Annotated in this window: 13 protein-coding genes; 9 read left to right on the top strand and 4 right to left on the bottom strand. The window is 40.1% G+C overall.

Annotated elements, in window-relative coordinates; translation table 11 throughout:
- Positions 1 to 55: 55 nt before the first annotated feature.
- Positions 56 to 2,269, bottom strand: coding sequence for a glycoside hydrolase (locus ASL19_RS08455; protein ID WP_057178001.1), 2,214 nt, complete (start codon positions 2,267 to 2,269; stop codon positions 56 to 58).
- A gap of 275 nt (positions 2,270 to 2,544) precedes the next feature.
- On the opposite strand from ASL19_RS08455, the gene ASL19_RS08450 reads away from it, so the two are divergent.
- From ASL19_RS08450 to ASL19_RS08440, 3 genes are all read left to right on the top strand, one after another.
- Entirely contained in the window at positions 2,545 to 3,516 is a 972-nt protein-coding gene (locus tag ASL19_RS08450; protein ID WP_006277608.1) for a GTP-binding protein, read from the top strand.
- Between the two features lie 55 nt (positions 3,517 to 3,571).
- Positions 3,572 to 4,657, top strand: a complete 1,086-nt coding sequence (locus tag ASL19_RS08445; RefSeq protein ID WP_057178000.1) for a hypothetical protein — start codon at positions 3,572 to 3,574, stop codon at positions 4,655 to 4,657.
- Between the two features lie 140 nt (positions 4,658 to 4,797).
- Positions 4,798 to 5,802, top strand: a complete 1,005-nt coding sequence (locus ASL19_RS08440; RefSeq protein ID WP_057177999.1) for a metal ABC transporter solute-binding protein, Zn/Mn family — start codon at positions 4,798 to 4,800, stop codon at positions 5,800 to 5,802.
- A 95-nt stretch (positions 5,803 to 5,897) separates the two neighbouring features.
- Here ASL19_RS08440 and ASL19_RS17850 read toward each other — a convergent pair whose 3' ends face one another.
- Positions 5,898 to 6,074 (bottom strand): hypothetical protein, encoded by a 177-nt coding sequence (locus ASL19_RS17850; protein WP_161808591.1) that lies wholly within the window; start codon positions 6,072 to 6,074, stop codon positions 5,898 to 5,900.
- 330 nt (positions 6,075 to 6,404) lie between these two features.
- Between ASL19_RS17850 and ASL19_RS08435 the strand changes: the two genes are divergently transcribed.
- From ASL19_RS08435 to ASL19_RS08425, 3 genes are all read left to right on the top strand, one after another.
- Entirely contained in the window at positions 6,405 to 7,247 is an 843-nt protein-coding gene (locus tag ASL19_RS08435) for a tetratricopeptide repeat protein (protein WP_057177998.1), read from the top strand.
- Positions 7,248 to 7,320: 73 nt separating this feature from the next.
- Entirely contained in the window at positions 7,321 to 7,836 is a 516-nt protein-coding gene (locus ASL19_RS08430; protein ID WP_057177997.1) for a DUF192 domain-containing protein, read from the top strand.
- Between the two features lie 83 nt (positions 7,837 to 7,919).
- Positions 7,920 to 8,111 carry a DUF2949 domain-containing protein gene (locus ASL19_RS08425; protein ID WP_006276502.1) on the top strand — a complete coding sequence of 64 codons (192 nt, stop codon included), beginning with the start codon at positions 7,920 to 7,922 and terminating at the stop codon, positions 8,109 to 8,111.
- 130 nt (positions 8,112 to 8,241) lie between these two features.
- Here the strand turns inward: ASL19_RS08425 and ASL19_RS08420 are convergent, their stop codons facing one another.
- The gene (locus tag ASL19_RS08420) at positions 8,242 to 9,738 is read right to left on the bottom strand and encodes an LCP family protein (protein ID WP_057177996.1); all 1,497 of its coding nucleotides are present in this window, start codon (positions 9,736 to 9,738) and stop codon (positions 8,242 to 8,244) included.
- Between the two features lie 288 nt (positions 9,739 to 10,026).
- Here ASL19_RS08420 and ASL19_RS08415 point away from each other — a divergent pair, with 288 nt between their 5' ends.
- Genes ASL19_RS08415 through ASL19_RS08405 form a run of 3 tightly spaced genes read left to right on the top strand, consistent with a single transcriptional unit; the run spans position 10,027 to position 12,924 of the window.
- Complete coding sequence (locus ASL19_RS08415) at positions 10,027 to 11,091, top strand: mannose-1-phosphate guanylyltransferase (protein ID WP_006276504.1); 1,065 nt, start codon at positions 10,027 to 10,029, stop codon at positions 11,089 to 11,091.
- A 39-nt stretch (positions 11,092 to 11,130) separates the two neighbouring features.
- Complete coding sequence (locus ASL19_RS08410; protein ID WP_057177995.1) at positions 11,131 to 12,129, top strand: ATP-binding cassette domain-containing protein; 999 nt, start codon at positions 11,131 to 11,133, stop codon at positions 12,127 to 12,129.
- A gap of 6 nt (positions 12,130 to 12,135) precedes the next feature.
- The gene (locus ASL19_RS08405; protein ID WP_057177994.1) at positions 12,136 to 12,924 is read left to right on the top strand and encodes an ABC-2 family transporter protein; all 789 of its coding nucleotides are present in this window, start codon (positions 12,136 to 12,138) and stop codon (positions 12,922 to 12,924) included.
- Here the strand turns inward: ASL19_RS08405 and ASL19_RS08400 are convergent.
- Positions 12,921 to 15,077, bottom strand: a complete 2,157-nt coding sequence (locus ASL19_RS08400; protein WP_006276507.1) for a Tex family protein — start codon at positions 15,075 to 15,077, stop codon at positions 12,921 to 12,923. The genes ASL19_RS08405 and ASL19_RS08400 overlap by 4 nt on opposite strands.
- Positions 15,078 to 15,451: the final 374 nt, after the last annotated feature.

Here is a 15,451-nt window from a genome sequence, read left to right as displayed (position 1 = left end):
AACGGTGGGGAAATCTAATCTCCCCACCGTTTTTGATGAATAGATTTTAGAGATTTTAGGGAACCTCGATAGGAATCAGGGCGTTTTCTGGTAAATAACTATGAAAACAGCCATCATCAGCCAAAACCAAAATTAACCGCAGAGGATAATCAGGAGGAATCTGTAAATCTACCCATGGCACTGCTACCTCCAAACAGGTATTTAAAGCCACCTGAGCGCGACTAGCACGGGGTAACCATTGATAATTCTCTACAGCTTCCCGAAATTGAACTGCTTGGGAAATCAAATTAATTTCTAGGTGATGGTGGAACAAATAATTAACCGGAGCCATATCCGGAACCTCCGCTAGAGGTATGGAACTGTTCACCATTGGTCTGTCTGGATAGTACCACAGTAAATTTAATTCCGGTGGCAATTCCTTTCCTGGAGTAAGTCCATTTTTAAAGTCCACTCGCAAATAGAAGTTGAGGTGATCTACCCCATACCAAAGACGCTGGATTAGACTACTTTGGTGCATTGTTCCTCTAGCACCACCCACTTCTACCCTACCAGCCTTGTCCCAATCTTGCTCATCCCCATTACCATCAATAACTGGATGAATAAAACTTTCTGGGCGACGGTCCGCTTTCACTTCATGCAGTTCTAGGGGCGAATTTAAATAAGCAGGTATGGGTTCATTTAGTGCTTTATAAATGCCATAAAGATGCTCTCTAAATAACTGGTCAAATATGGCATCTTGATTTGATGAATGTCCTTCACCAAACCACCAAAACCAGTCCGATCCCTCAGCAGCATATAAAGCCTCCCATGCGGCGGGATTATTTTCTTCCGTAGCTTCCGGGTGTCTGGCCAAAGTTTGTCTAGCTTGAACAAGATAATCCCAAGCTCGGTTTTTTACCGGATCTCCTATCCAAGTGGTAAAACTACCATCTACCCATGAACCACTATGTAACCTGTCTCCATTAATAGTCGCTGTAGGAGGATACTTGTCTAAAAATTCAGAAACCGTTACTAGTTGAATATTAGGTTCGTGACTTAGGGTTTGATATAGAGTTTCTAAAAAGGGTTTGCCATCTTCCGGGTAGAATTCCCAGCAATTCTCCCCATCCAAAGCAATAGTGACCAACCAGGGTTGTTCAGTTGACCTCTCTCTTTGCTGTCTAGAAATTGCCTCTAAATGTCCAACCAAGTTGGCAACCGCTTGCCTAGGTTGCATAGAACTATAGGTAAACCCGATTAAATCCGATAATCTATGATCCCGAAAAACAATAGACACCTCACCTTCGGGAGTTTGTAATCTATAGGGACGATATAGTAGTTCCGGTTCCTGGACATTTCCCGCTCCATCCCGATGGAAAAAATGTCTTGTAGTCCAACCCAAAACCGCTTCATCCGAGCAAATCCACTTGAATCCTTGTTTTATCACATAGGGCAAAATCTCCGGACTAACGGACTGCTCCGAAGGCCATAAACCCCTTGGCACCCTTCCAAATCTTTCTTGGTAGAAATCCCAGGCTTTTTGTAAATGACGAGGAATATCTTCGGCCCAGTTAAACCGAGAATTGGGCAATGTCATATTTCCAACCGCCACCCTTCCAGCATTAGTATCTGCTAATAGGGGTAATATGGGATGGGTATAGGGAGTAGTAGTCACCTCCAACTGTCCGGTTTCCTGCATTTTCCGATGTTGAGGAATAATGCGACTTAGTATTTGTTTCTGTTTAGAATAGATCCTTTGGCGATCGCCCAAAGTAAAATCCCGTCCCTGTTTTAACCAAGCTGAAATTTCCGGGTCATCCCAAAATAGGGGATCAATCCAAGCCAAATTATGCCAAGCCAATAAATCGCCGTAATCCGCCGATTCCCAATTTGACAAACACCAGTTCTGTCCTTTTTCCTGTCTTTGGTGGTATAACTGTCCATAACGGGGATGGGGGTCAATTAAAGTGTGGTGATTAGCATCAAAAAAGTGTTGGATAATGAATTCTTTCTGTTCTATGGTCAAATTTTCCACAGGGGTCAAACTGGCCGTCAGATAGGGGTCAAAAGCATCACCCTTAATATAATCTTCCAACTGGAGAATTAGAGACGGGACCAAATTTACCGTTTGGTGCAATTTAGGATATTTTTCCAGTAATAGGATTAAATCTAAATAGTCCTTTGTGCCATGTAACCTCACCCAGGGCAAACGATAGTGGTTATTAGCGGGTGACTTATACAGTGGTTGATGTTGATGCCAGATAAAAGCGACGTATAACGGATAAGACATAGGAACTGACCAACTACTTAGTATCCGAGATTTTACAAAAGTTAGTACAAGATTCTAGTTCTCTAAATATTTCTTTAACATTTAACTTACCATTCACCCGGTGAGCATACCACCTTCATCTCAACTCCTGCAACAACTATGAGCAAATTGTTGCTAAACTTTACAAAACTTCAAACAAATTAAGTGATTCCTCCCAGAAAATAAGGCTCCCAACTGCCAAAACTTATGTTAAAAAAAAGAATGATTATCAAAAACTGGGGATAAATGGATAAATTATGATAGGTTCAGAAATCTCGACTACCATACCTGTAACCGTTTTAACAGGCTATTTAGGGGCAGGAAAAACCACCCTACTGAATCACATTCTCACCTACGAGCACGGTAAAAAAGTAGCTGTAATCATCAATGAATTTGGGGAAGTGGGCATTGATAATCAACTAGTGATTGATGCGGACGAAGAAATCTTTGAAATGAACAACGGCTGTATTTGCTGTACAGTACGTGGGGATTTAATTCGGATCATTGGTAACTTAATGAAACGGCGGGATAAGTTCGACCATTTAGTGATTGAAACCACCGGATTAGCAGATCCTGCGCCTGTAATTCAGACCTTCTTTGTAGATGAGGACATGCAAAATCAACTATCATTAGATGCGGTAGTAACAGTTGTGGATGCCAAACACATTTGTCAACATTGGGAAGCGGATGAAGCTCAGGAGCAAATAGCCTTTGCCGATGTAATTTTGTTAAACAAAACCGATTTAGTTTCCCCAGAAACTTTGGAGGAATTAGAAAAGCGAATTCGTGCCATGAACGCCATGGCTAAAATTTACCATACCCAGAATTCCCAACTATCCATGGATGCCTTATTAGGTGTGAGAGCCTTTGATTTAGCCAGAGCATTGGAAATAGATCCCAATTTTTTAGGTGAAGATACTCATGAACATGATAATAGCGTAGGTTCAGTAGCTTTAGTAGAATCAGGTGCCTTAGATGGGGAGAAATTAAATGTTTGGTTAGGGCAATTATTGCGCAATCAAGGGCAAGATATTTTTCGCATGAAGGGCATTTTAAATATTGCTGGTGAAGAGGAGCGTTTTGTCTTTCAGGGGGTACACATGATATTTGATGGTAGACCAGATAGACCCTGGAAATATAGTGAACCGAGAAAAAATCAACTAGTTTTTATCGGAAGGAACCTAGATGGGACAAAATTAAAACAAGATTTTTTATCCTGTATGCTATAATCGCTCCCAAGATCATCAACAGAATTGATATTCCCAATTTCCATATTTCCCATATATGAACTTCACCACTAACAAACCGCAAAAATTCACCACCCATTATTCAGAAAAGCTAACAGAATATGTAACATCCTTAAACTGGTCTAAATCCGGTCACAAGCTGGCCGTCACCTCCGCATCAGGAGAGGTAATCATTTGGGAAAACCAAACAATTACCAATCTCCAAACTTCCACAGGTAAATCCCTAGACTGTGGAGGTTTCTCAGCTGATGACCAGTATTTGGCTGTAGGTGGTCAGGATGGAAACGTAAAAATCTGGAAGGACAAAGAGTTAATTCAAACCCTAGCAAACGCTCCAGCTTGGATTGATAAGTTGGCTTGGAACCATACCAATAATCTATTAGCTTTTAGTTTAGGTCGTTATGTTCAAGTGTGGGATGTGGATGCGCGGGAACTGGTGGTCACCCTCAACTTTGAAAACTCATCAATTTTAGGAATTGATTGGCGTCAGGATGGAAAGTATTTGGCTATTAGCGGTTATAAAGGAGTTAAGGTTTGGAATAGGGAAAATTGGGATGAGGAACCTTATATACTGTATACGGATACAGTCAGTACGGGTGTGGCATGGTCCAGTGACGGTAAATATTTGGCTTCAGCAAATATGGATCGTAGTATCGCAGTATTAGAGTGGGAAAATCCCGATCCCTGGCTAATGCGTGGTTTTCCTGGCAAAATTCGTCAATTGGCTTGGTCTAATAGAACAAGTGATACAGGAGATCCCATCTTAGCTTGTGCCAGTGTAGAAGGTGTAGTAATGTGGCATAAATCTGTTGATGAATCTGTAGGTTGGGAGTCAACAATTTTGACTAATCACTTCGACATTGTAACTGCGATCGCCCACCCACCCCAGTCCTTAAATTATAGATTGCCAAATAATGAGTTAATACTTGCTTCTGCTGGTGCTGATGGTTGGTTGTGTTTATGGGATGAAAATTTTCAAGTATGGGAAATTTTGTCAGGTGTAACTGAAGGTTTTTCTACCCTAGCTTGGGAACCCCAAGGCAAATTTTTGGCAGCGGGTGGAGACCAAGGGGAATTAATTATTTGGTCATCTAATAATTCCCAGTGTGAAGTTATAGACTAAGTAAGTTGGCGTTAAAAGACCAAACTATGTAAAGATAAATAGGATAAGTAGGTGAGTGGAATTAAACATGAACGTAATGGTTTACCCTACCGCTAACCCATCCTATAAATAATCGTGCCTCCCTACTTAAAATAATTGTGATGAATAAGTTGTTAAATTGTAAGTTTTGCAATATTTGTTTACCAATTGGCCTACCAATAATACTAGCAATTTTAGGTTGTAATCATAGGAATCTAAATAATAACTATACTCAAGATCACCAGAATCAAAAGATCAGTCAAAATCTACCCCAAGTTGTAGTTACTACAACCATACTCTGCGATATTACTAACCAAATAGCCAAAGAAAGTATCAATCTAATTTGTTTAGTTCCTCCTGGTTTGGAACCTCCTATATATCAGCCAACACCGGAAGATATCAAAGCCATCAAAAAAGCAGATCTGATTTTATATCACGGTTATAATTTTGAGCCTAACCTAATTAAGTCCTTCAAAAATAGTCGAAAAAACATAGCCAAAATACCAGTTGGTCAACGTGCTGTGAAACAACCACAAAAACTGCGCCAAAATGGCAAAATTATTAACGAACCACATATTTGGCATGATGTGAGAAATGCCATCAAAATGGTAGAAGTAGTGAATTTTCAATTAGGCAAAATATCACCGGAAAATCAACAGAGATATAATAGTAATACCCGCCAACTGACCCGAGAATTAAAAGAATTAAACCAGTGGATTAAATCTACTCTTTCCACCATTCCTGACAAAAAACGGAAATTGCTGACCACCCATGGGGCGATGATTTATTACGTCAAGGCCTATGGGTTAGATTATAAAGGAACCTTACCAGATATCAGCAATGAAGATAAATTAACAGCTAAAAAAGCTAAAAGTCTAGCTGAATATATTAAAACAACCCAAGCACCAATAATTTTTGCTGATAGAGCAGTTAATTTGATGTTACTTGCGCCAATTGCCAAAAAAACAAAAGTGAAAATTTTTCCTCGACCACTTTATATTGATGGATTGGGTGAACCAGGTAGTGATGGAGAAACCTATCAAAAAATGATGGATGCAAATACTCGCAGCATTGTAGAAGGTTTAGGGGGTACATATTTAAGATTCGTGCCCAATATTGGTAGATAAATTAGCTTTTCCAGTTGCTACCAACCATTTACCAGCAGAAGGAGCTAGGGTAACACCTCTCCTGAGAGGTTTAACCTTGATATTATCAACCAGGCTTAAATGCTAATAAATACTATTGGTTCTTGACTGGATAATTTGAGTGTAAAAAAATCCCCGTAGGCCTGGGCAGATTTTTCCATTAGTTGCACGGGATTAAAAACCCAGTTGATTCTCTGTAGAAATCTGGGAGTTTGAGACTCACCCGGTAATTTCATCAGGTTTTTTTCTAGCATAGTTAGTATGATTGGTAAGCTGTGATATGAGTTTACTCATTATGGCTTGGGGTTTAATCCTGTTTTTGCCATCTGCTCCCAGTATAACAGATCAATTGAACATTGTGCCACATTAGGAATGAAACTGTTTATACATTAAAACCATCAATTATTTGGTTAAATTTAGGAGAAAGTAAGTGAGTGGGTGGAATTAAATATAAGATGAACGTAGGTTGGGTTGAAGTATGAAACCCAACACCCGCATGGATCTCGTTACTCGACCCATCCTACAAATAATTGTGCCTCCCTACTTAATTCCCTTGAGGATATGAAAGTCATTAATAGAAACTTATGAAATGGCAGTTATTGACACATAATAAGCAAGTGCTAGGCAAAATATTCACAATATTAGTCTTTACTGGGTTAACTGGAATTTTATGCGTTTCTTGTAATCGCAATCAGGATCTTTTGGTAACTGAAATAGGGGTCAATCCCCCTAAACGTCCCACCCGTAAAACCTCTGGTGCAGGAGAATTTTATCTTCAGGGACAAAATCAGCACTCGAGAGGCAATTTTCAAGCTGCTATTGCTGCTTATAGTAAGTCTATCAGTTTAAATTCTGACTATGCACCTGCATTTAAGGCTCGTGGTTTAGCTTATTTTGACTTAAATAATAAAGAAAGAGCAATTAATGATTATAATCAGTCTCTGCAAATTAATCCTAATGACCCAGAAACTTACAACTATAGGGGTAATGCTCGTGCTTCTTTAGGAGACCAAAAAGGTGCTATAGAAGATTATAACGAAGCTATTCGTTTATCGCCTAACTATGACGAGGCTTTCAATAATAGAGGCAATTCCCATGCTGCTCAAGGAAACAAAAATGCAGCTCTAGAAGATTATACTCAAGCTATTCGCATTGACCAAAATTATTCCGTTGCTTATAATAATCGCGGTAATGCCTATTCTAGTCTGGGAAATACATCAAAAGCGATCGCTGATTATAATCAAGCCATTCGGTTAAATCCACAGTTTGCTCCTGCTTATAATAATCGTGGTAATGCTTTTGCCTCTTCTGGAGATAAACGTCGTGCTTTACAAGACTTGCAAAAAGCAGCAACTATTTTTGACCAAGAGGGTAACAGGGGATTATATCAACAAACCATGAAAAACATTGAGGAGTTGGGAAATTAATTGTCGACTAACCATTAGATATTAGTTGGGTATATCTTAGATATTTAGACATGGATGAGATATTTCATAACTTATGTTACACTGTCTTATAATATGTTATTTACTGTTGAGTATTTTACTCGCCAGCTGTTCTGCTCCGAGTTCGGCCCAACTCAATACCACCTTAAATGCTCAGTTACCCCAGTCAAACACTAAAGGTCAATACTTGCCAGTTTCCGCTCAAATGACCATTGCCAATGGCAAAAAAATTGATTTGGAAGTTGCAAAAACACCAGAACAGCAGATGATGGGGTTAATGTATCGTCCAGCTTTACCAGATAACCGGGGTATGTTGTTTGCATTTCCCTCACCCCAACCAGTAGGATTTTGGATGAAGAATGTACCAGTGTCATTAGACATGGTATTTATTAACAGAGGCGTGGTTCAATATATCAAGACCGCCCCCCCCTGCAAAAATGAACCCTGTCCTACCTACGGTCCAAGAGTGCTAATAGACCAAGTGGTTGAATTAAGAGCTGAACGGGCCCGGGAACTGGGTCTCAAAATAGGAGATAGGGTCAAAATTGAGGTATTCAAACCGCTCAGGTGACACATTAAATACTGTCTTTAGGTAACTAAAAAAAAAGAAACGATATAAGATAATATGCTTTACCCCCGGGAGGTGAGATAGAAATGGTACAATCGAGATACACCCGTCTGATCAATTTCCTGCAGGAAGATTTAGCGATTTCAGCAGCTTCCCTAGCTGTCGCCCTGCGTCACCCTGAGCAAGATACTGGATCCCTAACCATGATCCTGTGGCAATATGGACTAATAACTCTAGACCAGTTAGAGCAGATCTATGACTGGTTAGAAACTATCTAAATTTCACCCAGCTGTAGTTAAATACATTCAGACCTTTCCTAGGAATTAAACATGCCTTTTGATATACTCCCCGACCTGATGGTACGGGGAATATTGATAGTGGCCTCAAATTTCGCCTTTCATTTCTAATCTATTTCCAATCTTCACCAATGCGAATGGTGAGATCTGCATCTAAATCTCCTTGAGCGGAAACTTCAATTTGACCCCTACCCAATATTGTCTGTAGCTCTACTCCTGGTTGTCGAGTTCCTCTGCGAACAAAGATCTGGGTTTGGCGTTGGTTTTCAGCCCAATCGGGAACAGTGTAAATATTAGCAAAACCCTTGGACTTGAGTTGGTTGATAACTTTTGCAGTTACTTGAGGTTGACTGCTGGCATTTTGAATGGCAATTTTTAGCTGAGAAACTGAACGAGAGTCTGATTTGACTTGATAAATATCCACCCCAACATAATTTTTTAACAAACTTTGTTGTCCGGTGAGATTCAACCAGTAACTTTCTGGATCTTTACTGAACTTACTAAAGGTACCAGGAAGCATGGTCATTTGAAAATTATCCCGTTCCACATTGACGGCAAAATTGGCCAAGGCCATCATCTCTTCCATTCTCAAATTGGTGTCAAAATACTTGCGCATCATACGAGTAAGTTGGGGTAACCGAGGTAGAACGACAGGATTATTTAAGCGTTGAACCAGACCACCAATCAGAGCTTGTTGTCGTTGCACCCTGGCTATATCTCCCAGACTAGATTCCCGAAAACGAGCAAATAATTCCGCCTGTTCACCGTTGAGGGTTTGCCACCCACTCACTAAATTTGTTGGTGTTCCACCAGTTTGCTCCTGAGAGCTCATAGACTGGGGTACAAATATATCTACTCCCCCCAACTGATCCACCAGTTCTCGTAAACCACTCGTGGAAATACGAATATACCTATCTATGGGAGCGTTACTAAAAGTGCGACTGATTACCCGTGCAGCTAATACCGGACCACCCTTGGTATTAGCTTCTGATATCTTGCTGAGTCCATCTTCTGGTAAGGACACCATTGTCCCCTTGGGAATGGAAAGCACCCTTATTGATTTATCACTAGGGTTTAACCGCACTAGTAACATGGTGTCACTGCTACCGGCAAAACTTTCTGGTGAACCATCTAGGGTGCCTTTAATCGGTTCAACACCCATCACTAAAATGTTCATGGGTTTGGATAGTTGATAAAGGGAAAGTTTATTCCATAAACCATCCGATACTTTTAAAGTATCTCTATTACTTGGTGTAAATCCGTCATCTTCTGCTTTCTCTAAGTTACTCCATAGGGGAGTCCATAAAGCAACTGCTGACATGAATAGCCCTGATAAGGTGATGCTTATAGAAAAGGTTAATACCCACAATAGCCAACGAGGCATACTTAATCCTAATTTGTCAGAAATCTGATATGGCATTGATCCCATTAGTTCAGCGACTGTTCGTTGACTATTTACACCCCCTGCAGTTACCTCCGCTCTCAATACCGGATTTGACACAGTCTGAGTTTCAACTGACATAAATTGCTCCAGTTGTCCCTCATGTTCTAAAGCAGTCACTTGTTGAATTGCAAGCTGATTTTCTAACCACTGAACTTGTTTAATCACAATTGCCTCCCCACTTAATCACTTTTTCATAAGAGTACGTTCATATTAAGCCACAAATTTCTGGTATCGCAGGTTATAATTCAGATAGTGCAGGGAAAATTAGGCTTGCAAGGAAACCAGTTGAACAACCAAACCAACCTTGATCTGAAATTAATGTAGACTACTAGATTTTTTATTCAATAATTCCCCACTGGCCAGATGGATTCAGTCAAGATTATCCCAAATGGGATGAATAATAAATATAGACTTAATATTGTTTTACAGTAGTTCCCATTTTCTGAAAACAACATGACTAGTTCCATGATCCCCGTTATTTTGGCTGGTGGTAAGGGCGAGCGCTTTTGGCCCCTAAGTCGCAAAGACAAACCTAAACAGTTCTTAAATCTGGATGGTAGTTCCCAAAGTTTACTGCAATCCACAGCCAAGCGACTGCTAAATGTCTCTGGAGGTTGGGATAATCTGTGGGTAATCACTTCCAGCCAAATATCTCAGGGTGTAGAACAGCAATTGCCCAACCTGTTACCCTCAAACCTGTTAGTTGAATTAGAGGGTAGGGATACAGCAGCTGCGATCGCCTGGGCAAGTTTGGAAATCCAGAAGCGTCATGGGGATGACACTGTGATTGGATTTTTCCCTGCTGATCACTGGATTGCTGACCAAGAGGCGTTTGAAAACACTCTCAGTGCTGCTACCCAATTAGCAACCAGCACACAAGCGATCGTCACTTTGGGGATTAAGCCTAGTTTTCCATCCACTGCTTATGGGTATATTGAACAGGGTGAAAGGGTTGGTAAATTTAATAATTTACCAGTCTATCACGTCAACCGGTTTACTGAAAAGCCCAACCGAGAAACAGCTGAACATTTTTTATCTACAGGACGTTTTAGCTGGAATAGTGGCATGTTTGTATTTCGCGCTGGAGTCATACTACAAGAATTACACACCCATACTCCAGAAATTGTCATCCCTTTAGCAGAACATGGACCTGGGATTTACCCTTCTTTGCCTAAGCAAAGTATAGATTATGCCCTCATGGAAAAGACTAATTTGGCTTATGTCTTACCAGTAGAATTTGGCTGGGATGATCTGGGGGACTGGAATGCCATTGAACGTCTACTCAAAACCCAGGAAGATCAAAATGTAGAATTAGCTACCCATGTCGGTCTCCATACCCAAGGAACTATTATTTATGCTTCCGATCCCAACGATTTAGTGGTCACTATCGGTTTAGAAAATTTGGTGATTGTGCGCGATCGCAATGTTACCCTAATAGTTGACAAAGATCGAACTCAGGAAATTAAACAGGTGTTAAAGAAACTACAGAGTGATCCTCGATTTACGGATCTTTTGTAGGCGAAGGCTTGACGTTTCAGCACATATTGTAATATTTTTATGTCGATTATCCAAGCTCAAAATCTTAGCAAATCGTATTCAGTTGCCATTAAACAACCTGGGTTTGTTGGTACAATAAACCACTTCTTCAATCGTCAATATCGTCACATTCAAGCTGTTAAAGATGTAACCTTCACCATAGAACCTGGAGAAATAGTGGGGTTTTTGGGGCCCAATGGTGCGGGTAAAACCACGACCTTAAAAATGCTGACTGGTCTAATTCATCCTTCCAGCGGATCACTAAAAGTGGGGGGATTCAGTCCTTTTCGTCGTCAGGAAGCATTTTTGCAAAGAATTACCCTAGTTATGGGACAAAAGCAGCAATTATTATGGGATTTACCAGCCATAGATTCCCTAAAAATCAATGCTGCAGTATATAATATATCCGATAGAGAATTTCAGCAGCGAGTTGGTGAACTGACAGAAATGCTTTCCCTAGGTAGCAAACTAAACCAACCAGTCAGGAAACTTTCTCTAGGTGAAAGAATGAAGGCAGAAATTTTAGCCGCTCTTTTACACCGTCCCCAGGTTCTGTTTTTAGATGAACCAACTCTGGGACTGGATATTAACGCCCAAGTTAACGTAAGAGACTTCTTAAGAGAATATAACCAACTTTATCAATCTACCATATTATTAACAAGTCACTACATGGCGGATATCACAGCTCTTTGTGAAAGAGTGTTAGTAATTCACCAAGGCGAACTGATGTATGATGGCAGACTGGAAGAATTAATACAGAAATTTGCCCCCTATCGTCAAATCTATATAGAATTGTCCCAGTCACTACCTATTGAAAAACTTACTTACTATGGAGAGGTAGAATATCTAGAAGGTAGAAGAGTTAGTTTACTCGTGCAAAGGGAAGGTTTAACCCGCACCGTAGGACAAATATTAGCAGATTTAGACGTGGTAGATTTAACTGTCACCGAACCACCAGTAGAAGAAGTAATAGGTAAAGTTTTCCAGTCCGTTCTTATATCACCAACCCACCGTAAGTAAATAAAGATGAAGTATTTTTTCAGGAAGGCCCACATCTTCCTCACAGTGTATTACGCCTACATGCTAGAATATCGCTCAGAACTACTATTATGGGTTTTATCTGGTTCCCTACCCATAATAATTATGGGTGTGTGGAATAAAGCAGCACAGGGGGGAAACTTTGGTTTAAGTCCACTTGACTTTACCCGCTATTTTTTTGCAGTATTTCTATTTAGACAACTAACGGTTGTTTGGGTAATTTATGATTTTGAAAGAGAAGTAGTCGAGGGGAAACTTTCCAATCGATTATTACAACCCTTAGACCCGGTATTTCATCATCTTGCTGGTCACATTAGTGAAAGATTTGCCAGAATGCCATTTATTGTGGCAATTGTGGGCATATTCTTCGCATTTTACCCCCAAGCTTTCTGGATCCCCAGTTTTACCAACTTTTTTTGGTTTATCCTAGTTGCATTCCTATCTTTTGCATTGAGGTTCCTCATCCAGTACACTCTAGGAATGTTAGCCTTTTGGACTGAAAGAGCTACATCCCTAGAAAACTTTTGGTTCTTATTATTTCTGTTTCTATCAGGTATGATTGCACCCTTAGAGGTTTTTCCCCCAGCGGTTAAAAACTTCGCCCTATGGACACCATTTCCCTACCTAATTCATTTTCCCGCAAGCATTTTAGTAGGTCTACCCGTAGATTTAACCAGGGGATTTTTATCCATTTTAGCTTGGTTGTGCATATTTTGGATAGCCAATCGCCTACTATGGCGCTTAGGGTTAAAGCAGTATTCAGGCATGGGAGCTTAATTAGGCTTTCTCATAGATAAACTAATACGTTTTAACTTTTCATTCACCTCCAGCACCCTCACCCTCACCAACTGTCCCACCTTAACGATGGTTTTGGGATCCTCCACAAATCTATCTGCTAATTGGGATATGTGAACCAATCCATCCTGATGAACTCCAATATCAACAAAAGCACCAAAATTAGCCACATTAGTAATAATTCCTTCCAATTCCATACCCACGGTTAAGTCCCTAATTTCCTTAATTCCCTCCCGGAAGGTGGCATATTTAAATTCCGCACGAGGATCTCTTCCTGGTTTTTCCAGTTCCCTGAGAATATCTCGCAAAGTAGGCTCTCCGATGGCATCAGTCAGGTATTTTTTGATGCCAGTTTTTTTCAACCGTTCTGCTATTTGGGTAACTTGATTTAATGGTACTTGTAAATCCCCTGCTATCTTTTCTACCAGGGGATAACTTTCCGGATGAACTGCAGTATTATCCAGGGGATTTTCCCCATTTCTAATTTTTAAAAACCCTGCTGACTGTTCAAATGCTTTCGGACCAAGTTTTGGCACTTTCAACAGTTGTTGACGATTTTTAAATGCCCCATATTGATTGCGATAGGTGATAATATTATTAGCAACTGTAGGGGTAATTCCAGAAACAAATGTCAACAGTTCTTTAGAAGCAGTATTCAAATCTACTCCCACATAATTGACACAACTTTCAACGGTTTCATGTAATTTCTTTTTCAGGAGTTTTTGATCCACATCATGCTGATATTGTCCCACCCCAATGGATTTGGGGTCAATTTTTACTAATTCAGCCAGGGGATCTTGCAATCTTCTCCCAATACTAATTGCACCTCTGACAGTTATATCTAAATCAGGAAATTCCTCTCTAGCTACTTCACTAGCTGAATATATAGATGCACCAGACTCATTCACCATAACCTTAATTGGTTTGGAGTGGCAATCTCTTAAAACCTCGGTGATAAATTCATCCGTTTCGCGAGATGCTGTGCCATTGCCAATTGCTATTAGTTGAATCTCATACTTTTCTATGAGCTTTTTTACCGTCTGAACTGCTTTTTGCCTCTGTTCCCCTCCCTGGTGAGGAAAAACAGCTTGATATTCTAGGAATTTACCCGTCGGATCTAAAATCGCTGTCTTACAACCCGTTCTAAACCCTGGATCTATGGCCAAGGTGGGTTTCATCCCTGCGGGTGCAGACAATAACAACTCCCTCAGATTTGCTTCAAAGGTTTTAATAGATTCAACATCAGAATAGGTTTTCTTTTCACTAATTACTTCATTAATTAACGAAGTTTTCATCAAGCGGTTAAAAGCATCCTTTAACATAGCTTGGTAGAACTGTCTGATATTTTGTGTTCGGGTGTGAATTTCCTGAGATTCCAAATAAGCAAGTAGAAAATCTTGGTCAAAACCAATGTCAAAGACTAAGAGTTTTTCCGCTTCTCCCCTACTTAAAGCTAACATATTATGGGGAGCAACATTTTTGACCTTTACCTGATAGTTACGGTACATTTCAAATTTAGTTGTCCCTTCCGCATATTCCTCTTTGATTCGGGAAATAATCACACCCGTTTCCAACACATATTCCCTGATATAGGCTCTTAAATGAGCCTTGTCAGCTATTTCTTCCGCTAAAATATCACTAGCGCCTTTTAACGCCTCTTCACTGGTATTCACACCTTTTTCCTGGGCAACATATTTACTTGCTACTGAATCCAGGGAAATGGATGTACCATTTTTTACATTTAATGATTTAATAAATGCTGCTAAGGATTCCAGACCTTTTTCTCGAGCAATAGTAGCACGAGTGCGACGCTTTGGTTTGTAGGGTAAGTATAAATCCTCTAATTCCGTTTTCTGTAAACAGGAGCTGATTTTCTCTTCCAGTTTGTCCGTGAGTTTACCTTGTTCTGATATGGCGCTTAAAACTGCCCGTTTTCTCTCTTCTAGTTCTGTCAAATATGTATATCTATCGGATAAATCTCGTAGTTGTACTTCCGTCATTTCTTGGGTAAGTTCCTTACGATAACGTGCAATAAAGGGAATAGTTGCACCCTCAGCTAAGAGATCCAAGGCGTTTTGTACCTGGTTGACTTTAAGTCCTAATTCAAGAGCGACTAATTGGGGAATATTCAACATATTTTTAGTGATTAATAATACTGAAAACGGTAAAGTCCTGACGGAATGGAAAGTTCACATAACTGGCAATTATAGCTGTAGCCATCAAGATTAGGACATAATGGCGAGCTCCCGTAGGGAGTGCTTCCCAATCGCTCTTCTCTTTAGTATAAACTCCAGTTTTTAAAAACCTCCCAAGGGTATTCTGGTGGAGGTAATAGTTTATTCGAGTGCAGTAATATCAATACCCTTAGCTTTTAATTGTGATAGCAAGGTTTGATACTTTATTTGTTCCTGCTCTTTGAGAAGTCTTTCACGTTCTGCACGTTGAGTTTCTTGTTCTTTGAGAAATCTTTCTTGTTCTGCACAATTACTCAATTCTACAGGACTAAGAA

This window comes from Cylindrospermopsis sp. CR12 (assembly GCF_001432185.1).
Taxonomy (GTDB): domain Bacteria; phylum Cyanobacteriota; class Cyanobacteriia; order Cyanobacteriales; family Nostocaceae; genus Raphidiopsis; species Raphidiopsis raciborskii.
The sequence above is the reverse complement of the archived record's forward strand: the minus strand, read 5'-3'. Positions and strand labels throughout refer to the sequence as shown.

Coding starts and splice junctions, on each gene's coding strand:
- ASL19_RS08455 (WP_057178001.1), bottom strand. CDS start 2,269: ATGTCTTATCCGTTATACGTCGCTTTTATCTGGCATCAACATCAACCA.
- ASL19_RS08450 (WP_006277608.1), top strand. CDS start 2,545: ATGATAGGTTCAGAAATCTCGACTACCATACCTGTAACCGTTTTAACA.
- ASL19_RS08445 (WP_057178000.1), top strand. CDS start 3,572: ATGAACTTCACCACTAACAAACCGCAAAAATTCACCACCCATTATTCA.
- ASL19_RS08440 (WP_057177999.1), top strand. CDS start 4,798: ATGAATAAGTTGTTAAATTGTAAGTTTTGCAATATTTGTTTACCAATT.
- ASL19_RS17850 (WP_161808591.1), bottom strand. CDS start 6,074: ATGCTAGAAAAAAACCTGATGAAATTACCGGGTGAGTCTCAAACTCCC.
- ASL19_RS08435 (WP_057177998.1), top strand. CDS start 6,405: ATGAAATGGCAGTTATTGACACATAATAAGCAAGTGCTAGGCAAAATA.
- ASL19_RS08430 (WP_057177997.1), top strand. CDS start 7,321: ATGTTACACTGTCTTATAATATGTTATTTACTGTTGAGTATTTTACTC.
- ASL19_RS08425 (WP_006276502.1), top strand. CDS start 7,920: ATGGTACAATCGAGATACACCCGTCTGATCAATTTCCTGCAGGAAGAT.
- ASL19_RS08415 (WP_006276504.1), top strand. CDS start 10,027: ATGACTAGTTCCATGATCCCCGTTATTTTGGCTGGTGGTAAGGGCGAG.
- ASL19_RS08410 (WP_057177995.1), top strand. CDS start 11,131: ATGTCGATTATCCAAGCTCAAAATCTTAGCAAATCGTATTCAGTTGCC.
- ASL19_RS08405 (WP_057177994.1), top strand. CDS start 12,136: ATGAAGTATTTTTTCAGGAAGGCCCACATCTTCCTCACAGTGTATTAC.
- ASL19_RS08400 (WP_006276507.1), bottom strand. CDS start 15,077: ATGTTGAATATTCCCCAATTAGTCGCTCTTGAATTAGGACTTAAAGTC.